This is a genomic window from Candidatus Woesearchaeota archaeon (assembly GCA_016188115.1).
In the GTDB taxonomy this organism is placed as follows: Archaea; Nanobdellota; Nanobdellia; order Woesearchaeales; family GW2011-AR9; genus JACPIK01.
Genome location: JACPIK010000002.1, coordinates 1,075,588 through 1,095,100 on the forward strand (window position 1 = coordinate 1,075,588; position 19,513 = coordinate 1,095,100).

Annotated in this window: 23 protein-coding genes; 5 read left to right on the top strand and 18 right to left on the bottom strand. The window is 39.6% G+C overall.

All coding sequences use genetic code 11. The features are described from left to right. Window positions 1-13 precede the first annotated feature (13 nt). Window positions 14-892, top strand: a complete 879-nt coding sequence (locus tag HYV86_05750) for an MTAP family purine nucleoside phosphorylase (GenBank protein MBI2573340.1) — start codon at window positions 14-16, stop codon at window positions 890-892. Between the two features lie 51 nt (window positions 893-943). On the opposite strand, the gene trxB is transcribed toward HYV86_05750, so the two are convergent. The 5 genes from trxB to HYV86_05775 are packed head-to-tail and all read right to left on the bottom strand — an operon-like array spanning window position 944 to window position 4,894. Continuing rightward, entirely contained in the window at window positions 944-1,885 is a 942-nt protein-coding gene (gene trxB, locus HYV86_05755) for a thioredoxin-disulfide reductase (protein MBI2573341.1), read from the bottom strand. After that, window positions 1,869-3,425 (bottom strand): leucyl aminopeptidase, encoded by a 1,557-nt coding sequence (locus HYV86_05760; protein MBI2573342.1) that lies wholly within the window; start codon window positions 3,423-3,425, stop codon window positions 1,869-1,871. Before HYV86_05760 ends, trxB begins: the two co-directional genes overlap by 17 nt. Before the next feature lie 60 nt (window positions 3,426-3,485). Further along, window positions 3,486-4,181: a hypothetical protein gene (locus HYV86_05765; protein MBI2573343.1), complete on the bottom strand. Its 696-nt coding sequence runs from the start codon at window positions 4,179-4,181 to the stop codon at window positions 3,486-3,488. A 45-nt stretch (window positions 4,182-4,226) separates the two neighbouring features. Further along, the gene (locus HYV86_05770) at window positions 4,227-4,589 is read right to left on the bottom strand and encodes an MGMT family protein (protein ID MBI2573344.1); all 363 of its coding nucleotides are present in this window, start codon (window positions 4,587-4,589) and stop codon (window positions 4,227-4,229) included. Further along, entirely contained in the window at window positions 4,499-4,894 is a 396-nt protein-coding gene (locus HYV86_05775) for a hypothetical protein (protein ID MBI2573345.1), read from the bottom strand. Before HYV86_05775 ends, HYV86_05770 begins: the two co-directional genes overlap by 91 nt. Window positions 4,895-4,969: 75 nt before the next feature. Here HYV86_05775 and HYV86_05780 point away from each other — a divergent pair, with 75 nt between their 5' ends. Next, the gene (locus HYV86_05780; GenBank protein MBI2573346.1) at window positions 4,970-5,317 is read left to right on the top strand and encodes a ribonuclease P; all 348 of its coding nucleotides are present in this window, start codon (window positions 4,970-4,972) and stop codon (window positions 5,315-5,317) included. Here HYV86_05780 and HYV86_05785 read toward each other — a convergent pair. The 4 genes from HYV86_05785 to ppsA all read right to left on the bottom strand — a co-directional run bounded on the left by HYV86_05785 (window position 5,310) and on the right by ppsA (window position 9,909). Next, a complete protein-coding gene (locus HYV86_05785; GenBank protein MBI2573347.1) occupies window positions 5,310-6,239 on the bottom strand; it encodes a carbohydrate kinase family protein in 930 nt (309 codons plus the stop codon). The genes HYV86_05780 and HYV86_05785 overlap by 8 nt on opposite strands. Then, window positions 6,236-6,973, bottom strand: a complete 738-nt coding sequence (gene gpmA, locus HYV86_05790; GenBank protein ID MBI2573348.1) for a 2,3-diphosphoglycerate-dependent phosphoglycerate mutase — start codon at window positions 6,971-6,973, stop codon at window positions 6,236-6,238. Before gpmA ends, HYV86_05785 begins: the two co-directional genes overlap by 4 nt. A gap of 63 nt (window positions 6,974-7,036) precedes the next feature. After that, window positions 7,037-7,657: a Type 1 glutamine amidotransferase-like domain-containing protein gene (locus HYV86_05795; protein ID MBI2573349.1), complete on the bottom strand. Its 621-nt coding sequence runs from the start codon at window positions 7,655-7,657 to the stop codon at window positions 7,037-7,039. Continuing rightward, window positions 7,654-9,909 (bottom strand): phosphoenolpyruvate synthase, encoded by a 2,256-nt coding sequence (ppsA, locus tag HYV86_05800; GenBank protein ID MBI2573350.1) that lies wholly within the window; start codon window positions 9,907-9,909, stop codon window positions 7,654-7,656. The genes HYV86_05795 and ppsA overlap by 4 nt, the downstream gene beginning before the upstream one ends. 81 nt (window positions 9,910-9,990) lie before the next feature. Between ppsA and HYV86_05805 the strand changes: the two genes are divergently transcribed. Continuing rightward, entirely contained in the window at window positions 9,991-10,680 is a 690-nt protein-coding gene (locus HYV86_05805; GenBank protein ID MBI2573351.1) for a hypothetical protein, read from the top strand. Window position 10,681: 1 nt separating this feature from the next. On the opposite strand, the gene HYV86_05810 is transcribed toward HYV86_05805, so the two are convergent. From HYV86_05810 to HYV86_05830, 5 genes are all read right to left on the bottom strand, one after another. Continuing rightward, window positions 10,682-11,104, bottom strand: a complete 423-nt coding sequence (locus tag HYV86_05810; GenBank protein ID MBI2573352.1) for a HEPN domain-containing protein — start codon at window positions 11,102-11,104, stop codon at window positions 10,682-10,684. Continuing rightward, on the bottom strand, window positions 11,101-11,652 hold the full coding sequence (locus HYV86_05815) for a nucleotidyltransferase domain-containing protein (GenBank protein ID MBI2573353.1): 552 nt from the start codon (window positions 11,650-11,652) through the stop codon (window positions 11,101-11,103). The genes HYV86_05810 and HYV86_05815 overlap by 4 nt, the downstream gene beginning before the upstream one ends. A 43-nt stretch (window positions 11,653-11,695) precedes the next feature. Next, window positions 11,696-12,241, bottom strand: coding sequence for an RNA 2',3'-cyclic phosphodiesterase (gene thpR, locus HYV86_05820; protein ID MBI2573354.1), 546 nt, complete (start codon window positions 12,239-12,241; stop codon window positions 11,696-11,698). Between the two features lie 17 nt (window positions 12,242-12,258). After that, on the bottom strand, window positions 12,259-12,579 hold the full coding sequence (locus HYV86_05825) for a TRAM domain-containing protein (GenBank protein MBI2573355.1): 321 nt from the start codon (window positions 12,577-12,579) through the stop codon (window positions 12,259-12,261). Window positions 12,580-12,660: 81 nt separating this feature from the next. Then, window positions 12,661-13,272 (bottom strand): hypothetical protein, encoded by a 612-nt coding sequence (locus tag HYV86_05830; protein ID MBI2573356.1) that lies wholly within the window; start codon window positions 13,270-13,272, stop codon window positions 12,661-12,663. Window positions 13,273-13,360: 88 nt separating this feature from the next. On the opposite strand from HYV86_05830, the gene HYV86_05835 reads away from it, so the two are divergent. Continuing rightward, on the top strand, window positions 13,361-14,941 hold the full coding sequence (locus HYV86_05835) for a hypothetical protein (protein MBI2573357.1): 1,581 nt from the start codon (window positions 13,361-13,363) through the stop codon (window positions 14,939-14,941). 24 nt (window positions 14,942-14,965) lie between these two features. Here HYV86_05835 and radA read toward each other — a convergent pair whose 3' ends face one another. The 4 genes from radA to HYV86_05855 all read right to left on the bottom strand — a co-directional run bounded on the left by radA (window position 14,966) and on the right by HYV86_05855 (window position 18,717). Next, complete coding sequence (gene radA, locus HYV86_05840) at window positions 14,966-15,979, bottom strand: DNA repair and recombination protein RadA (protein ID MBI2573358.1); 1,014 nt, start codon at window positions 15,977-15,979, stop codon at window positions 14,966-14,968. Window positions 15,980-16,022: 43 nt separating this feature from the next. Beyond that, window positions 16,023-16,367 carry a hypothetical protein gene (locus HYV86_05845; protein ID MBI2573359.1) on the bottom strand — a complete coding sequence of 115 codons (345 nt, stop codon included), beginning with the start codon at window positions 16,365-16,367 and terminating at the stop codon, window positions 16,023-16,025. Between the two features lie 208 nt (window positions 16,368-16,575). After that, window positions 16,576-17,655, bottom strand: a complete 1,080-nt coding sequence (locus tag HYV86_05850) for a LamG domain-containing protein (protein MBI2573360.1) — start codon at window positions 17,653-17,655, stop codon at window positions 16,576-16,578. A gap of 42 nt (window positions 17,656-17,697) precedes the next feature. After that, window positions 17,698-18,717 carry a radical SAM protein gene (locus HYV86_05855; GenBank protein ID MBI2573361.1) on the bottom strand — a complete coding sequence of 340 codons (1,020 nt, stop codon included), beginning with the start codon at window positions 18,715-18,717 and terminating at the stop codon, window positions 17,698-17,700. Window positions 18,718-18,804: 87 nt separating this feature from the next. Here HYV86_05855 and HYV86_05860 point away from each other — a divergent pair, with 87 nt between their 5' ends. After that, window positions 18,805-19,497, top strand: a complete 693-nt coding sequence (locus tag HYV86_05860; GenBank protein ID MBI2573362.1) for a hypothetical protein — start codon at window positions 18,805-18,807, stop codon at window positions 19,495-19,497. Window positions 19,498-19,513: the final 16 nt, after the last annotated feature.

Consider the following 19,513-nt stretch of genomic DNA (forward strand, 5'->3'; position numbering starts at 1 on the left):
AGATGGTGTATAAATGGGATTAGTTGCAATTATTGGTGGTTCTGGTGTTGAAGATAGCCCCTCGCTTGAAGGCGCAGTATGGAATAAATTTGATACTGGCTATGCTAGTGGTCTTGATCATCATACTGGTGTAGTATGGTATAAGAAAAAAGATGAAGTTATTTTTATTCCCCGACACGGAGGGCACCCTCAAGAAAATCCACGTTTTGGTCCTGCAAAAACCCAATACGCAGCAAATCTCATTGCCGCACATGCTCTCGGTGCGCGTGTCGTTGTTGCGACCAGTGCCGTAGGCAGTTTGCATGGCGAGAGAATAGGTGTTGGTAGTCTCGTCATTCCTGATGATTATATCGATCAATCAGGACGCAGTGATAATCTCTTTGGTGAGGGAATTGTAGTTCATAATAATCCTATTCCTGCATTTTCTGTGCAACTCCGTAGTATTCTTATTCATCATGCGCAAGAAAAAGAAGAGAAATTTAATGGGATTCACACAGCAGGAACATATCTTGTTATCCCTGGCGATCGTTTTGGTACAAAAGCAGAAGGATTACGCCGTGCTCAGTATGCAGATATTGTAGGGATGACAATCTGTCCAGAAGCATCCTTCGCTCAACAACTAGGTTTACATTATGCTGTAGTGGCGTTTCCCGTTGATGTAAATCTTGATGCAAATCACGAAGGTGGGACAATAGAAGTTATGAAAAGAATGTCTGTTGCTGATAAGGTTCCTGATTATGTTTCACGCGTCGTAAACGAAGCTTGCAACACTCAATTTGGTCTTGTGGATGGGCTCAAGGGAAATATTATCCCTGGAAATACAGCTCGAATCTCAAATAGGTATCTTCGTGCTGCAGCGGATGAGTTGGTACAAATATATTGTAGAAAGTAGAAAAACCAGAAAATAATTGAGAAAAAGAATTTAATTTTTTTTAAAAATAATTTATTCAATTCCTTTATTTGCTAAATATTTCTCTGCTTCCATCGCCGCCATACACCCAGATCCAGCAGCAGTGATCGCTTGACGAAAACGCACATCCTGCACATCACCAGCTGCAAAAATTCCCGCAATATTGGTATGCATATCTTTGGTTGCTTTAAGATACCCTTTCTCATCAACTTCAAGTAATCCTTGCAAGAAGGAAGTATTAGGAACGTGACCAATAGCAACGAAAACACCGTCACATTTGAATTCAGAAGTTTTTCCGGAAACAGTATCTTTTAGCATAACTGCTCGAACAACTTTCCCATCGCCTAACACTTCTGCAACCTCTGCGTTCCATTGAAATGAAACCTTCTCGTTATGAGCGCAACGATCTTGCATGATTTTTGATGCGCGTAATGAATCTCGTCGATGCACAATCGTAACTTTAGTGCAAAATTTAGTTAAGAATAGTGCTTCTTCCATAGCGCTATCGCCGCCGCCAACAACAATTACTTCTTTGCCTTTAAAGAACGCGCCATCGCACGTTGCGCATGTTGTGACACCGCGACCTTTGTATTTTTTCTCTGAAGCAATACCTAACCAGCGAGCAGATGCACCTGTTGCCACAATAACTGTGTGAGTATGGACCTTCTCACCACTCAAAAATTCCACAATAAATGTTCCATCAGTTTGTTTTTGAACAGAGCTAGCAATATCCATCATAAAACGAGCACCAAAGCGTTCTGCTTGCTTGCGAGAATTTTCTACCAATGTTGGACCCATAATCCCATGTTCAAAACCAGGGAAATTCTCAACTTCACTTGTCATCGTTAACTGTCCGCCTTCTTGTTCACCAGAATAAACGAGTGGTGCGAGATTAGCACGAGCAGCATAAATCGCTGCAGTACAGCCAGCAATACCTGAACCAAGAATAATCATATTTTCAATAGTTGTTTTCATGATCTCTACCCTCCTTGTTTGCAAGTTGATTAAGCAGATAATAAACTAATATCCTTACACCAGACCCAGTGGGTCCTCTACTTAAATAATCTCCTTCTATAGCCCAGTTTGCAGAACCTGCAATATCTAAATGCGCCCAGCGTGTTTTTCCTACAAAATTTTTAAGAAACACAGCACCCATGATTGATCCAGCTTCACCGCCTTTACCTTTAGGTGAAATATTATTTAGATCAGAAATAGACCCCTCCATCCAATCTTGATATTCGTCGAAAAATGGCATTGCCCAAGTACGATCACCACTTTGTTCTCCTGCATGAACAAGCCGGGCGATCAATTCTTGATGAGCGCTAAATAGTCCTGATGCATAATATCCTAGCGCTACAACACAAGCGCCCGTAAGCGTAGCTACATCAATCATAACTGAAGGCTTATACTTCTCCGCAGTATACGCCATTGCATCCGCTAGCACTAAACGACCTTCCGCGTCAGTATTACCAATTTCAATAGTCTTCCCATTATATGCACGCACAATATCTCCTGGATGTTGTGCCGTTCCCCCAATCATATTTTCACATGCTGGTATGACTGCTACAAGATTAAGAGGAAGATTAAGTTGGGCTGCTGCCCACACGGTTCCTAACACTGCCGCTGCCCCTGCCATATCTGTTTTCATTTCTTCAATAGATTTTGTTGGTTTGAGATTATATCCACCACTATCAAACGTAATTCCTTTTCCAACTAACGCAATGCGAGATTTATTTTTTGCAGCAGTACCGTTATATTCTAAGAAAATCATTTTTGGCGGTTGAGGACTTCCTGCGCTAACACCTAACAATGCCCCCATTTTAAGACGCTGCATATCAGTTTTATTAAGAACTGTAATGTTAAATTTTGGACTTTTCGTTGCAATCGTACGAGCAACTTTTTCTAAATGTTGAGGTGTAATCACGCCAGCATGATCAAACACTAATTCCCGAGTCATGTTTGTTGCTTGACCAATAACTTCTCCTCTTCTAAGACCTTGTTGAACTTCCTTATTCCTCACTGAAACGAAGAATGAAACACTCCTAAGAAATGTTTGTTTTGAGCGTCTCTCTTCTGCAATATATTTCAAAAACCCGTAATTTGCGAAGTAGACTGCTTCAACTGCAGCTTGAACAAAAGTATCTAAAGTGGGAAAAGATTGAGCAGACTTGAGTAGACGAATTTGTTCTAAAATATTGGTAGTGAAAGATTCTTGCTTCAAAGATCGTGTTGCCCTTGTCGCCTTTCCGATTACTCGTCGGCACTTTTCTAATGTAAATTCGCCTCGTTCTCCCATTCCGATCATAATGATACGATAATAAGGAAGAGATGTTATCTGCGTCACATACAGCTCTCCAAAACCTGCAGAAAAGATTCTCTTCTCTTTTGCGACCATAACATCAGCAGCAAGATCTTGGTTATATCTCTCCAGTTCAGCAAATGCATCATTAAAAAGAGCATACACTAATACCTGCGCATTAGGATCAAGATGAAGATTAAGTGAAACATTTACCATGGTGTATATTGATCTTAAATCGTGGGAGAATGGATGCTTAATAATGGTTTCGTCACTCAACTAGTTATATCTCTCAAAGTGGATTGCTTCCACACTAGCACCACGTTCAATAAGCAGTTGCTTTGTTTCTGATACAAGGTCCTTAAGACCGCAGATATAGAAGACTTTGTCAGAAGCATCTTTTGGTAGATGTTGTTGAACCCGTCCAGTTTTTCCAGACCATTGTTCACGAGTTAAAGTAGGAGTATACACAAAATGAGGATATTTTTTTGCAAGAGTAAGAAATTCATTGTGAAATAACAATTCTTGTTGATTCTTTGCGCTAAAAATAAGATAAAATTTTGTTGTAGGCATTTTCGGCAGATGCTCAAAAAGCATGCTATAAAATGGTGCAATCCCTGTCCCTGCGCCGATAAAGACGTGTTCTCTATCAGCAAGTGCACTATCAAGAACAAAATGCCCTAATGGTCCACGCATGGTAAACACATCACCTGTCTTAACCGTACGAAATATCTCAGATGCAAAACCATCATCAACGAGTTTGATTGCAAAACGAAGGGCATCTTTTTGAGAGGGGGGGTTAAGAATAGAATAAGAACGCGGCTTTCGTTCTTCACCACGTTCCATGAGCAAAGAAATAAATTGACCAGCCTGAAACATAAAACCAGTTGGGCATGTAAAATCAAGAAGAATCAAATCTGGCGTGACAAATTCTTTCTTGATAATCTCTACTTGGTAGGGTGCTATAGGTGGCATTAGATAGCTTTTCTAAGATGACTTTTTATAAGTTGTGCAAGAAATTTATGTGGTATTAATACCTGTAGAAAATGTGTGCAAATATCTCTTTAAATTGACATTGTTTGCGTCTACAATCACTCCCTCTTTTCTTAAGAGAGTTTGTTTCTCTGTTATACATTTTCCTTTTGTTTCTCCTTTAAATCCACCTAACGAACCATCACTCGCAACCACGCGATGACAGGGCACCATTGGTGCATAAGGATTACAACGTAGCGCTTGACCTATTGCTTGTGCCGACTTGCAATCAAGAGCCCGAGCTAGTTCTTTATAGGTACTTACTTTGCCTTGCGGAATTTGTCGGCAAAGCGCGTAAACACGCTGCGCGAACGGGGTTGGAGTTCTCCTTCTTTCGATTCTTTTTTCCATTGTTTAAGTAACGCCTCAACTTTCTTATCTTCTTTTGGGTTCATTCCCGCAGCCAGAGAGTAATAGGTTTTCTCCACCGTAGATCCCCACGAATAATCACCCTTCTCTTCTTTAATATCATCAACTACAAATTCACTTGTCTGCGTCCCTTTCCAAAGGTGGTAATAAATCAAACGCTGCGTCACTTGGGGATAAATTTCATTATAAATTCGCGCTACCTGATAACCATATGCAGTATCAAGATAAAACAAAATCGTAGCAATACGATCACGCACTTCACTTTTACAGGGTCGTCCGCTGGGCATAGTGATATTAGTCTTTCTTAGCTATATAACCTTTCTGGAGGAAATCTTTTTGAATGGTACTCACTTCATTCTCCTATGCCTAAATTTGATCCACGCGCCAAAGACAAAGTCAAAGAGATAGCGCGCGAACGCATCAAAATCTTGTTCTCCCAAGCTGACGAAATATTTTTGTCAGATCGAACTTTAGCGAATCGGTATGTTCATCTTGCGCGCGCCATTGCCATGAAAGCAAAGATTCGCATACCCTTAGAATTAAAACGGCGTTATTGCAAATTCTGCTATCATTATTTACGTGCTGGTGTTAACTCTCGAATCAGAACTCGAGAAGGAAAAGTAGTTATTTTATGTATGGATTGCAAGAAGATGACAAGGATACCAACAGGGAAGAAAGATACAGCAAAGAAAAAAGCAAAAACTAACTAATTTTCTCGAGAAGTTCTTTGTAGCCAAGCAACCCTTCCTTAGGTCCATGTGCGCTTACCACTGCCGTTGAGTTGAGTACTGCTGCATGTAATGCTTCCCCAAACGCGTGACCCCGTACAACCATTCCTACTACCGTTGCAGCAAAGGCATCACCAGCTCCTGTTGTATTCACAACTTTCACTTTTGGCGGCATAATCTTAAGAAATGCTCCTTCACAATACGCTGCCACTTCCCGAGCGCCATCCGTAATAATAATTGACTTTGGTCCATATTTGTGAAGATGCGTTAGCAACGTGTACGCATCGTTGGATTTAGTTTTAAGCAATAACTTTGCTTCCTCTTTGTTAAGTATTAATAGATTCGTTACATTCAAAATATCTCGAGAATATGAAATTCCTTTTTGCGCAAGATAGGTACTAGGATTATAAAGCAGTTTAATTTTATTTTTATGTGCATATCGAGCAATTACTTTTGCCGTCACAAATGACTTCTCCATCAAAGTGCCTAAATAAAACCATTTTGGATTTAATGTTGTTAACGCAAAGTCTTTTACCTGTAAATCATTGGATGCACCTTTGTAGGTATAAATTACGCGGTCATGGTCAGCATCACTTACCACAATATAACTCGATGAAGTTGCGTGTAAACTTTTATTTTTAGTAAGAAAAGCAATTTTATGTGCTGTCAATTCTTGTAGTACAAACTCCCCATCATGATCGTTGCCAACCTTACTTACCACCCCTACATTGAGTCCTAACTTTACCAATGCCATCGCACTATTCGTTGCCGCACCACCAGTATAAAGAGATTTGTTAGAAAGAAGAACTTTATCCCCTTCCTTAGTTTGAGAAAATTTCTGACTTGTAGTGAGAACGTGATCTAGAGTAACTGACCCCACGCAGATAACATCGAAAATTTTCATTTGAGTTGTTTATTTTTGTTGAGTAGTTTTGTTATATTTTTCTCGTTTCCCAGAAAATAATGTCGTGTTGGTTTCATCTTTTTGTTTAGCTCATAGACCAGAGGCACCGCTGTAGGAATCTCCACATTCACAATGTCTTTTTCTGTAACATTATCTAGATGCTTCACCAGTGCTCGAATACTATTTCCGTGCGCAACAATTAAAACTCGTTTTCCTGCTTTAATTTGTGGTTCAATCACTTTTTTCCAATAAGGGAGAACTCGCGCAACGCAGTCTTTGAGACTTTCTGTTTCAGGAAGCTCTTTTCCTGTTAGATGGACATACTTAGGGTCAAATCGAGGGTGCCTTTCATCATCTTGACGTAGCTTTGGTGGTTGGAGCGCATAGCTGCGTCGCCAGTATTGAATTTGTTCTTTACCTAATTGTTTTGCCAATTCTTCCTTCTTTATACCTTGTAATGCACCATAATGCCGTTCGTTGAGTTTCCAGGAATGTTCCAGTGGGATCCAGGAGAGATCTAATTCGTCGAGAACGACCCACGCAGTATGAATGGCGCGTTTAAGAACAGAAGTATACGTTTGGTCAAAAATAAAACCATATGCTTTGAGTAAGTGAGCTGCTTGCATTGCGTTCTTTCTTCCTTTTGCAGTCAGATCAATATCGGTCCAACCAGTGAACTCATGTTTCTGATTATATTCACTCTCACCGTGACGTAGAAAAACAACTTTGTACATGGGGGACCTCTTTTTATCTAGGGAGGTAAAGAAGGGATTTAAATGTATTGGTGGTGCTTATTTTTACTCTATAATCATTACTTCCCCATCCCTTAGTACTTTAAACAAAATTCCATTTTCAATACAATACTGCAATTCCTTATCAATATCTTTTGATTCAGGATGATCAGACTGGTAATGAGGCAAAATCAAATAATCTAAAATCCCTAATCCTTCCCAAATTACTTTGGTCTTGTAGGGATTTTGTTTTGGATCATCAACAATATCTAAACCGCGTAGAGATGGGGCGAGCACACATATCCCTGCGCTGTAACCAGCGTAGACTAAGTCCGTCTTCATTAATTTCTTAAGAATAACATCAAAACCACTCAGTTTCATAGCTTGTCGTAAAACAAAGGTATTGCCCCCACTCACCCAGATGAGCCCGACTGTTTTGAGTTTTGCTTCCAGTTGTTTTGGTTTGTTAAAGTAGTCTCGTAGATCGAGAAGTTCGATGTTGAAACCTAACGCGCGGATATCTTGCATATCACGTTCTTCATGCTTTTTACGACGTTCAAGGTCATCTGTAAATTTTCTCCAATCTAGAGCATTGGAAATGTAAACAGCAGTCTTGTTCTTGGTTACTAACCGCTTAAGCTTCTTGCTTTGGTTTCCGAGACGATAGGAGGAGAGATAAAACTTCATTTCTTCCCAACCTTCTTCTCTGCCTCAGCCACAACATTGCGAATCAATCCCACGGCATCAGCGTTGGCACTAATCGACGTAATACCATTGCGTACCAAGAACTCTGCCATCACTGGTTTGGATCCTGCTTGTCCACAAATTGATGTTTCTACTTTATATCTCTTACAAGTTTCCAAAACTTTGCCGATTTCGCCAACCACTGCAGGATGCATTTCATCAAACAATTTAGCAATTCTCTCATTGTTACGATCAATTCCCAGAGTCAACTGGGTCAAATCATTTGTCCCAAAGGAAACGAAACTAATTCCCTCTTTACAAATGTCCTCAATGACCCAACAAGCAGCAGGAGTTTCAACCATGATGCCAAAAGGAATTTGTTTACACGGTTCAAGACCAACTTTACGTAATAATGCTTTGGCTTGTGCGACTTCATTCGCGCGAATCACAAAAGGAATCATGATACCAACATTACGCACACCTTTGTCATAGAGATCTTTGAATGCTTGTAATTCTGCTTGTAAGATGGCTGGCTCATCGAGTTGTCGACGCACACCATGCCAACCAATCATCGGATCAGTCTCTTTTGGTTCTTTATCTCCCCCTTTAAGATTACGATACTCATCAGAACGCATATCAGACGTTCGCACCCAAATGGGTCGTGGAGCAAATGCAGCAGCAATTTTTCCAATCCCCGTCACCAATAATTTGGTATAATCCTTGGCTTTCCCAGTACGAATATACTCTGCAGGATGAATCCCTCCTTGGGCGATCATAATTTCCGAACGAACTAATCCTACACCATCAGCGCCGGTAGCAGCTGCTTTAACAGCAAAGCTGGGCAAATCAACGATCACTTTAACTTTTGTTTTAGTCTTAAGATTTGACGTAGCAAATACTCCTGCTGAACCTTCAACTGTAACATTCCCCTTGTAAATAAATCCATTAAATGCATCTACTGTAATCAGTTGACCATCTTTAATTACTTTAGTTGCTTTTTCTGTTCCGACTAAACAGGGTGTTCCCATTTCACGAGAAACAATTGCAGCATGGCAGGTCATACCGCCTTCATCGGTAACGATGGCGCCAGCACGTTCCATTGCCGGAACCATGTCAGGAGTAGTCATGGTGGTGACGAGAATATCTCCCTTGAGAACTTTGTTAAGTTCTTTAGGTGAGAAAATGACGCGTGCCGTACCACTGTATGTTCCTTTCGAAGCAATTTCCCCATTGAGTAAAGCAGGTGCTTGTGCTTTACCACTTTTAGTAGTTCCTTCGTCTTTCTTGAAGGTGGTTACTGCGCGAGCTTGAACGATATAGACTTTACCATTCTCAACTGCCCATTCAATATCTTGAGGATGCTTGTAATGATTTTCAATACGTTGGCCAAGACGAGCTAATTCGGCAATATTGGCGTCAGAAATTTTTTGCAGACCTTGTAGATTTATCTCGATCTTTCGTCTTATATTTCCTCCTTTAGCAGTACGAAACATGCCGATTTCTTGTTTTCGAACTTCTTTCTGAATGCATTTTCCTGTTTTCTTATCAGTGATATACATATCTGGTGTAACTTCACCCCCGACAATCATTTCTCCTAAGCCATAGATTGCTTCAATAACAATTTTGGTATCATCGTTGGTTGATGGGTTAACAGTAAACATAATACCTGCCTGATCAGAATTAACCATCTTTTGTATGATCGCGGAAATCAGAACACTACTGTGATCAAAATGGTTTCGAGTACGATAATAAATAGCTCTGGCAGTGAACAAAGACGCCCAACAATCCAATACTGCTTTGACTACCTGTTCTTTTCCTCGAACATTAAGAAATGTTGCTTGCTGTCCGGCGAATGATGCTGAAGGAAGATCTTCAGCAGTAGCAGAACTTCTCACCGCAACAAAAACACCGTCTTTACTCTTCTCTTGCTTGTTAAGAAGTTCATAATTATTCATGATCTCTTGTGCCATATCTTTGGGCATCGGCGTTGAAGAAATGAGGTCCTGAATTTGCTGAGCGCGTTTTTGAAGTTCTTTAGTATCATCTACGTTAAGATTTTTGAGAAGTGTTGTGATTTTTTTGTCAAGTCCTGTCTTTTTAATAAAGAGTTCATAGGTTTGTGCAGTAACCGCAAATCCACCAGGAACAGGCAGGCCAATATTATACATAATTCCTAAATTAAGACCTTTGCCACCAGTAGAACCTAAATCATTAGGAGTAATATCTTTAAACCACTTCACGTACGACATAAACAACACCTCTTTTGATTGATTTACGCCCATAAAGTTTATTAAGATTGCTAAAGATTAAAGGACTACTTCTAAGTGAGAATGAATATGTTTGATCAGATTGTACATTTACCTGAATTTAGAAACCGTTGGAATGTTTATAACACGGCAGTACCCTGGAGACGTGAGAAAAAGGTTCATGGTGAGTTTATTGGCACGAAATGCACCTATCATGCTGCTGATAATTCTTATTTTAAAGCTGCGATTTCTGTCTGTTTGGAGCAGATTGGTTCTTCTGGCTCTTTTCTTGATTTAGGTTCGGGCGATGCGTCGTTTAATATTGAAGTTGGGGCTTTAGGATGGCAGTCATACGGTATTGAGATTTGCGATGCAGCATATGAAGTAGGATGTCGAAATCTTACAATTGCTGAGAAGAGAGGAGATGTTAAGGTCGGGCTAGTTCATCTTGCGCGTGGCAATTTCTTTCCCAAGGATTTTCCGGTGACCAGAGCCGAAGGAGAGGAGGATCGTTTTCGTCAACCGATAGAAGAACATTTGTGTCGATCTTACGAAAGCGACCCATATCACAATTTAGGTTTAGATTTGGGCGATGTTGATGTTTTTCATCATTATCAAGTTGAGCGAAATCAAAATATGTTGGATTTTTTCTCTCGATATGCACACCGAGGCGCGTATTTTTTTCTTACACAATCGGCTGGTGATAGTTATGTGGTTCCTGCTGATGTTAAAGAGTTATCTCGTTTAGCAGAAACGCTGTTTTTGTATCAGAAAACTTGAACTAGAGCTTTTCTACAAGCTCTCTCATTCGCTTATTGAATCTTTCTGCTATTTTTAAATTGTGTTCTGCAATCTCTTTGGAATATGTGTATTGATAATCAGCACTCTCTCGACTATCAATGGCAGCATGAAACGAGGTAGTAAACTCTCTTTCTAATTTTCCTTGCTTATTTAGATCTTGAAGAAGAATAAGTAAAGCAATATGTTTCTTTTCTCTGTATCCACAGGCAAAACAGACTGCTTTTGCAGCGTGGAACACGGAGTAATAACAAGTCACTATCGTCCATTTGTAATCTTTGTCTTGAAATAATTTTTGTGCTCTGGTAAAATCATGTTCACTTTCTTGGAATTCTTTTTGGATCAGAGCATTATCTCTAGATTCTAGAACAAGATATCCATTGTCAATACACTCTTTGAGGTTCATTGTAACGCGATTTTGTCTTTCTCTACACGTTCATAGAATGGTTTGTCTTTAGTGGCAAGGGTTGACCATTCTAATGGGGTAAAGATTTGGAGCTGGATTTTTTTCATATTTTTGGGTTTACGTTTTTCAATTTCTGTAAGTAATTCTTCCTTTTTTATTTTACCGATAATAAGAATGTCTAGGTCGCTGTTTTCATGGTCTTCCCCACGCGCAGCACTGCCAAAAAGATATGATTCTACATTGTGTTTTTGAGAGATAGTTGCGAAGAAGTTTAAGGAGGAGAGGGTGTTGAGAATTTTGAACTGTTTTAAGAAAATACTCTCTTTGTTCGCTTTGTAGAGCTTGGTGGTGCCTATTTTTTTGACGTTAATGAGTTTCTCTTTCTCTAACACTGCCAGCCATTTTGTCAACGTTGCTTTTGCTAAACTTATTTCATTTTTGAGTTGAGTATAGGATAACTCCGTATTGGGATATTGTGCGAAGAATAGAAGAAGATTTAGGGCAGGCTTATTCCCCAGCAGGCTACTTAATGTGTTGTTTTGTTTCAATGAAATAGGACAATTAGTTCAATTATTTAAACCTTTCTTTGGTTTATTTTAGCAAGAACGTCTTTAGTGGTTTGTAGATCGGGCCTTTGGGTGTTAACGTGCTTTCAATAAGATGTATCTCTTTAATTTCCATTGTGCCAAAGTCGGCGTTCCTATGTTGAAGAATAAATTGGATTAGTTCCGGTGTTGTTTTTTTGATACGAGCAATCGTACAATGAGGAGTTGCGTCTGCATGTTCCGAGGGTCGGATGTTACTAAGGGCACTGAGTGTATCTTTCATGAGTGTTCTGAGCTGTTCTGCTTTACTACCAATCCAGACTATTTTGGGATCATTTGCTGTGGGAAAAGCGTTTACTTCTTGTACAGAACAGGAAAATGAATAATATTTCTGGGCAATATTATTAAGAGTATTTTCTATCTCTCCTATTTTAGATTCTTCCACTTCACCTAAGAAAATAAGAGTGAAATGAAGATTTCTTTCATCCACTAAAGAAAAAGAAGCAGCAGTTTGCACAAGTGAAGGATAAAGAGACAGAATCTGTGTCTTGACCTCTTGTGCAACTGGAATGCCCACAAAAAGACGTTTCATTGTTGAAATAGATCTTCTCAAAAATCTTCCGTATCTTCGTAATGAGTTTCTTCTTCCTGACTTTTCATGTCACGCAATTCACGCTCGGTAACATTGGCATACTTTGAACTGCGAGGTTGAAAGTTTGCTGGTTTTTCAAGTTTCTCAACAACTTCTGCAAAACCTACTTTAGGCAAAACTTTAGTAATTCGAATTTTAACGTAATCTCCTTTGGCTACACCAGGAACGAATAAAACAAATCCTCGCACGCGAGCAATTCCGTCTCCTTTTTCTCCAACGGCGTTGATTAATACTTCATGTTGTTCTCCCACTTTCACGGGAGCACTCTGATCTTCCATAGATAATTACCTCCAAGTAATTCTAGATCCTAAAAGTGGGGTTGGTATAAAAAGATATGGAAAAATAAACGAAAAATGCATTTAGAAGTCTTTTCTAAGAACTACAAGTGGTGTATACTCGTTAGGTCCTTTCATCGGTTCGGCGAGATCTAATCCTGCACCTACAGTATAGGTTCCATCAAAGCGTGGTCCAAGACGCAGACGCTGGATACTGCCTAAATGTCCTTCCTCGCCGATGTTAGTGATATTTTCTACACTAAGAAAAGTAGGAATACCTGCAATGGTCGGAGTATAGGTTGCCACAGCTTGAAAGAATCCATGGGGCTGTTCCCAGTGAGAGGTTTCATTTGCTTCAGCAAGGAAGAGAAGTTTTAGATCATCGACTTTTAACACACACTTTAATCCTACTCCATAACGCACTTCTTTGTTGAGTTGTGCATCGATTTGGATGTCAAGACAGCCAGCAACATTATAGAAAAGACGTGGCACAACAACAACTGCTGCTTTCTCATCTTCAATGGTGGCACGAGTGCGAACTGAATAAGCAGTGAATGGTGCTGGTCCTGCGACGAGCACATCAACAGTTTGAAGTTGATCGTTACCTGTTAATTCAATTGTTCCTTGTTCTGCTGCGGCAAGTGCAGGTAGTGCTGTTAGTGCGATCGCACATAATGTTTGTCGGGTGTGGTCCATAGTATTTCCTCAAATAGTATTAACTTAATAGTACTCAATTTTTCACATAACTCTTATAAAGAATGCCTACCCCAAAGGGGGGAGTAGAATGGTTAATCTGGCGTTACTAGAAGAAATTGGACTCACAAAAGCGGAAGCAAAAGTATATCTAGCTCTCTTAGAGTTAGGTTCTTGTTCAACAGGAAAGATTGTGGAGAAGTCAAAAGCATCATCGTCTAAGATTTACGAAATTCTGGAGAAATTGATGCAGAAAGGATTAGTGAGTTTTGTCGTCAAATCGGGAGTAAAATATTTTGAAGCTGCACCACCACGACGTATTTTGGATTATATGGGGGAGAAAAAGAAAGAACTTGAAGAGAAGACAAGGGATGTTCAAAAGATGCTTCCAGAGCTTGAACTGGCTCAAAAACTGTCTAAACATAAATCCGAAGCCACTATCTTTAAAGGTCTCAAAGGTGTTCAGACTGCCTATGAAGATATTCTTAAAACGCTTAAAGCAGGAGATGAATATTATGTTGTGGGTGGGATGAATCCCCATAAAGCCTATTTTTCATTTGTTGAGCAGTTTCAACGACGCCGTGCCGCGAGAGGTATCAAAGTTAAATTATTGTATTCAGAGCCGGCGAAGAGTTTGGCCCAAGCAATTGAGAAACTTCCTAAGACAGAGATTAAATTTACTCCAAATCAGTTTTTGTTTTCTTGTTTTGTGTTGATGTATAAAACTAAAACATTGATCGTTGTTGCTGCCAAAGAAGACTTGACTCTATTTCAAATCGATAACAAAGATGTAACTGATTCGTTTATTGCGCAGTTTGAGTTGTTGTGGAATCAAGATGCCCAATCATACAAAGGATTTGATGCTACCGTTGCCCAGTTTGAGAATATGATCTCTGAACTTCGAGCTGGTGAGGAATACTGCGTCTTGGGCGCATCACTTCATTTAGGCGGCGAGAGATTAAAAAAATGGTTAGTCGATTTTCATCAAAGACGAATTGAGAAAGGGGTGAAAGCGAAATTATTATCTACCGTGGAGTCACGCGATGGGATTATCCAGAATGTTCGTAACGCTGGCGATCCAAATTTTCATCTTTCTCAAGTCCGTACACTTGCTCCGGGCATGAATGCGCCGTTTCAGGTTAATCTCTTTCGCAATAAAGTGGTGATTACTCTTTGGGATGAGATGCGCTGTTTTGTCATAGAATCACAAAAGCTTAAAGATAATTTTCAAAACTATTTCGAGACCCTATGGAATCAAAAAATTCGTACGTTCGAAGGCATTGAACAAACCACATCGTTCTTCACAAACATTCTCAACGACCTCCAAGCTGGAGAAGAATATTTTGTTCTTAACGGAAACTATGGAAAAAATAAGAAACTAGGTGAATTTTTCAAATCATACCACCAGCAGCGTCATAAGAAAGGCATCAAAGCAAATCTTTTGTTTAATCAGAATGTTAAATCAATTGCAAAGGATCTTGCTCTATCTCCTTGTGAAGTCAAGTTTCTTCCTCCAGAATTTCAATCACCATTGCAAGTTACATTCTACAAAAATAAACTCTATATCTCTATCTGGTCAGAGAATCCTATTGGTTTTCTTATTGAACAGAAAGGTATGGTCGAAGCGTTTAAAGCCTATTTTGATTTACTTTGGAATCAAAAAGGAAAATAAAGAAATAAAGTAAGAAAAAAGATTCTAAACCGTATCTTTTAATCCGCCTTCAGTTACTTCGAAGCCGCATTCTCCATCAGCAAGGTTGGGTGCGTCAATGAGTTTTGCAACGCGTGTTCCTTTCTTGCCTTTTCTCAAATATACCCGAAACGTACTGGCATGTCCCACGATGTGTCCGCCAATGGAAGTCGTAGGGTCACCAAAGAATTGATCTGGTTTCGCCATGACTTGGTTGGTAACGTAGACACAGATGTTGTAGCTTGAGGCAACTTTGGCAAGTTGATGCATGTGGCGGTTGAGCTTTTGCTGACGTTCAGCAAGAGTTCCACGTCCAATAAATTCAGCTCGGAAGTGCGCAGTAAGAGAATCAACAACCACAAGCTTCACTTTCTTCTTCTGCTCGTTTATCAAACTCTCAATTTTTTCTGCCAAGAGCATTTGATGATCAGAGTTGTAAGCTCGAGCTACCATAATCCGATTAAGTGCATCTTCAGGACTAATACCTGCTCCAAGCGCAAACTGTTTGATACGTTCAGGACGAAAGGTGTTTTCAGTATCAAGATAGACTACATACGCATCAGGATCTTCTTTAAGGGTGTTAACACTTAAAACGTGCCCAACTTGCGTTTTCCCGCTGCCAAACTCACCAAAACATTCCGTGATAGCACCGGTTTCAAATCCGCCACCCATGAGTTCATCAAATGCACGCACACCAGTTGAAATTTTGTTGATGAGTCCACGTTTTTTGAGTACTTCAGTTCCTGTCTCAAAACCCATTTTCATGCTGTCACGTGCAGCATTGATCATTTTTCTCGCAACTGCTTCTGAGACGCCTGCTGCTTCACTTAATTCACCAAGTGTGGCAACAGCAATTGACATCATGTCACGATATCCTGCGGATTCGAGTTTTTCAGCGGTGGCTGCTCCTACTCCGGGCAGATCATATAAAGTTAGTTTTTCCATTTTCATCTCTTTTGGTTGTTGAACTGCGGTCTCAAATTCCATCTCTTCTGGTTGGATTAATTTTGCTTTTGCCATTTTAATACCTCTTTTTTGATAAACATTTAGTTTGTTAATTTTCTTATTGTTCTTGGAGTACGCTATACTCGTAGGCTTTTTGGAGTACGATTAATGCACGTGGTAAGTCATTGACACGCATAGAGTTGGTGCTATGCCATTTTCCATCTTTATCAGTGTAATTACGTTCTAAAGAAATGGTATGGTACTCTCCTTCTTCACCGGTCTTGTTTTGGATTTTATTTGCCCACACCGTTGCGGTAATGGCTCCTGCACGAAACTTCTTTTCAGGAGTGTTGCTTGCGTGCGGTGTCTCTACCATGTTGTTTACTGGTAGACCCGTGTTGCTCAATCCTTTTATATCTCGTAATCCCGTTACGGCACTGTTGGTTTTTATTTGTGTGTTCATTTTTTGTTTCCTCTTGCTTTCGCGTTTTATTTCAACCATCCACTGGATGGCGAGGGTCAAGATGAAGTCAATTTTGACCCCATTTTGGCAAACTGGTTCTTGTTTGCAATGTACTATGTAGAAGAAGGGGTTTATAAACGAATTCCGGACTTGACCAGTGTGTCCAGTGACATTAAATTAAGCTTATTTTAACTAGAATCTATCTCTATTAAGTACGATCTTTCATAAAGAAAAAACCCGCAACTGTAACCAAAACAATTAGGATCATTGCATAATCTGAAAACTCTGGTGTAATCGGCGGACCGTTCATAGAAGTTACATTGATAGTAAAGTTGCTGCTGCAGACTGTTGTTCCATCAAATGTATTGTTGCTCGGTGTTGCGCAAAAAGACCACGTATCACCAATGTTGGTTTGTTCTGCAGTTATTTGGTTGCTGTTGTTGTAGAGGGCATAAATCTGATTTGAGGAGAGGGATTTTTTGAAAAAATAAAATTCATCAAGAACCCCATCAAAAGTATTAGCACTGCCATGGTATCCACCAATGGTGAGGTTAACATTGTTATTTATTGCTCCAGTTGTTGTCGTTGTTGCTGAAGAATTAAATCGTCCGTTCACCCATAAAGTAAGGTTAGATCTAGCCCGTTCCCAATTAACAACTACGTGATACCATATCCCTGTGCCAAATGAACTTGTAAGACTATAACTTCCTCCTGACGCATCGTCTCCCGAAATCCAGACTTGTACGTTTCCTGAGTTTGGTCGCACGAAATAGTCTCCCCCTACTCCAAATTTTCCTATGGCATAACCGTTGCTAAAACTTTCTGGTTTCATCCAGAAGGCAACGACGATATCTTCGTTTGCTTGGATGTCATAAAGTGAGCTATGATTTATGAGGATTTTATCTGTTTCACTAAATTCAAAATCAAATGCGCCACGACTATCATTACCACCTGTAGGAAGATAATCTGGTGATCCAAGTCCTGAGAAATTGTATGATCCATTATGCCCATAAGCATAATCTCGAATTTTATTTTCTATTCCTGTGGTATTACCATCAAACGGCATGTAGAGAACAGGAAATGATGTGCCATTAAGCAACCAATTAAAAATAACTTTACCGTTACCAATATTCTGCGCATTTACTGTATTTGTAGTTAAGTTTTCATCTCCCACGTTATTTCCATTTGTAGTATTCACATATACAGAATCAATGGATGGGTCAGCTATCACTGTGATAGAAAGAAAAGCTAAGGCTAATAGAATTAGTATAACATCTCTTGTCCTCATGAGATAGAAAGAGGAATAGATGGTTTATATAGGTTTTTGGGATTAAGTTATGAACGCACTGCGTACAAATTCAGCAGGGTTTCGTCTAAGATAAGATGTAGTGTACGCACAGGCTGAAAGACACCGATCATTACACCTTGCTAAGAGAGCTCTACTTCCATGTCCATCATTTCGAAAATAGTTTCTATCAATATCTCTAAATTGTGTTCCGGTAGTGAGCTTCATGTATTTAGAACAGTGAAAGACTTCGCCGTTGGTTGCGACTTGAATCATGTACGTTCCAACATCGCATGACCAGCGTAGTGGTTCATCAAGGAAACGTAGGGCGTCTTCAAAATATCTCGTTGGGTTAAGAATGAGCACTCCCTGTTCTTTTTGTTCCATGAGATACTGCAAAGTCTCTCGAGTCTTTTCTCTTATTGCAGGTTCTTCATAAACAGTTCTTCTTCCATCCTGAAATGCGCTAAATTCTGTGACCAATCCGAAAGTGATAGGAAGTCTGCGACGCCGTGAAAGTTCTACGAGTTTTGGCGTCTCATCTAAATTAGTTGGTGCAAGAACTTGATGTGCTTTGTAGCGTGTTCCATATTGTTTACGCATCTGTTCTAATCTGTCAATAAGACTTTCATCACCGTGAAGGGTTTTATCTGAACCTCGTACTGCATCGTACCCATCTAAAGAAATTTCAATTACATCTAAACCTGCTTCTCCTAGTTTGGCTAATTTTTCTGTTGTCAATGCTTTCTTCTTTCCATGTGATGTTACATAAGTGGAGAGGTTCAAACTCGTTGCAAAACGTACTAAGTCAGGTAGATCTGCACGTAATGTTGGCTCACCCCCCATGAATGCAATAACAGCTGTTCCTAAATCTGCCGCATGTTGCATGCGTTCTTCGAGATCCTCTTGAGAGGGGTTACGCTTTGTGTTTTCTACAACTTCACAATAGTCGCAGGCAAGATCACATTTGTCAGTGACCCACAGATGTACCCAGAGGGGAAGAGGTTCTTGCGTAGATTGGGCGAAAGAAGACGCGAGACGCAGGGATTTGGAAATAGAAGGCATGGGGAAGTTAGTGGAGAAAGAAGGATTTAAGGGTTGTGGGGACAGAAAACCAAAAAACTTATCAACATTGTTATTCTAAAATTTATAATGTCTGTTTCAGAAAGAAAAGAAGTAACTTCTGTGGATATCATAAATCCCATAAAGATCGATGAAAAGAAATGGTACTTAGATCTTCGCATTGTAATTCCTTCAATCCTCTCACTTTTCGCATTAAGTGTTTCTTTAATATCTCTTGGTGTCTTCTCATCATTCGATTTAGATTTTTATTCTTCAGGGGCTTATGTTATCCATACAAATGTCTCTGATAATTTTGTTCAAGGAATGGCTTTTATTTTGCCTATAGAATTTCTTAATATTAACAGAGAGCAAGGGATTGTGACAAGCATGTCTTTAGAGATTAGTGATGGTTTAGAAAAAGTGGAATATGTTCCTTTGTATGAAGTTAATGTAGGAAAGTTAGATACTAAGACTGATAGTAGGGGTGAGAGTTATTGGCGTAAGTCAATTATTGGGCCATTTCAGAATTTTGGACTAAGTGAGAAAGAGAGGGTATCAAAATCTATAATGTTCGGTCCGATTTTGCCAGGACGTGTTGTAGTATTAGCTGAGGGGGAATACTCAATGAAACTGCTAGTTAATGCTTCTAACGGCAAAACCTATTACAAAGAAATTTTTCCAACATTCATTTTGGATAATAAAACTATAGAAAAAATAAATGATAATTATCTTGTGTTCATAAGATCAGACAACATGTATGCTTATTTTAAAGAATACAATTAATTGGTTCACCAAAACT

Coding starts and splice junctions, on each gene's coding strand:
- HYV86_05750 (MBI2573340.1), top strand. CDS start 14: ATGGGATTAGTTGCAATTATTGGTGGTTCTGGTGTTGAAGATAGCCCC.
- trxB (MBI2573341.1), bottom strand. CDS start 1,885: ATGAAAACAACTATTGAAAATATGATTATTCTTGGTTCAGGTATTGCT.
- HYV86_05760 (MBI2573342.1), bottom strand. CDS start 3,425: ATGGTAAATGTTTCACTTAATCTTCATCTTGATCCTAATGCGCAGGTA.
- HYV86_05765 (MBI2573343.1), bottom strand. CDS start 4,181: ATGCCACCTATAGCACCCTACCAAGTAGAGATTATCAAGAAAGAATTT.
- HYV86_05770 (MBI2573344.1), bottom strand. CDS start 4,589: ATGGAAAAAAGAATCGAAAGAAGGAGAACTCCAACCCCGTTCGCGCAG.
- HYV86_05775 (MBI2573345.1), bottom strand. CDS start 4,894: ATGCCCAGCGGACGACCCTGTAAAAGTGAAGTGCGTGATCGTATTGCT.
- HYV86_05780 (MBI2573346.1), top strand. CDS start 4,970: ATGCCTAAATTTGATCCACGCGCCAAAGACAAAGTCAAAGAGATAGCG.
- HYV86_05785 (MBI2573347.1), bottom strand. CDS start 6,239: ATGAAAATTTTCGATGTTATCTGCGTGGGGTCAGTTACTCTAGATCAC.
- gpmA (MBI2573348.1), bottom strand. CDS start 6,973: ATGTACAAAGTTGTTTTTCTACGTCACGGTGAGAGTGAATATAATCAG.
- HYV86_05795 (MBI2573349.1), bottom strand. CDS start 7,657: ATGAAGTTTTATCTCTCCTCCTATCGTCTCGGAAACCAAAGCAAGAAG.
- HYV86_05805 (MBI2573351.1), top strand. CDS start 9,991: ATGTTTGATCAGATTGTACATTTACCTGAATTTAGAAACCGTTGGAAT.
- HYV86_05810 (MBI2573352.1), bottom strand. CDS start 11,104: ATGAACCTCAAAGAGTGTATTGACAATGGATATCTTGTTCTAGAATCT.
- thpR (MBI2573354.1), bottom strand. CDS start 12,241: ATGAAACGTCTTTTTGTGGGCATTCCAGTTGCACAAGAGGTCAAGACA.
- HYV86_05825 (MBI2573355.1), bottom strand. CDS start 12,579: ATGGAAGATCAGAGTGCTCCCGTGAAAGTGGGAGAACAACATGAAGTA.
- HYV86_05830 (MBI2573356.1), bottom strand. CDS start 13,272: ATGGACCACACCCGACAAACATTATGTGCGATCGCACTAACAGCACTA.
- HYV86_05835 (MBI2573357.1), top strand. CDS start 13,361: ATGGTTAATCTGGCGTTACTAGAAGAAATTGGACTCACAAAAGCGGAA.
- radA (MBI2573358.1), bottom strand. CDS start 15,979: ATGGCAAAAGCAAAATTAATCCAACCAGAAGAGATGGAATTTGAGACC.
- HYV86_05845 (MBI2573359.1), bottom strand. CDS start 16,367: ATGAACACACAAATAAAAACCAACAGTGCCGTAACGGGATTACGAGAT.
- HYV86_05850 (MBI2573360.1), bottom strand. CDS start 17,655: ATGAGGACAAGAGATGTTATACTAATTCTATTAGCCTTAGCTTTTCTT.
- HYV86_05855 (MBI2573361.1), bottom strand. CDS start 18,717: ATGCCTTCTATTTCCAAATCCCTGCGTCTCGCGTCTTCTTTCGCCCAA.
- HYV86_05860 (MBI2573362.1), top strand. CDS start 18,805: ATGTCTGTTTCAGAAAGAAAAGAAGTAACTTCTGTGGATATCATAAAT.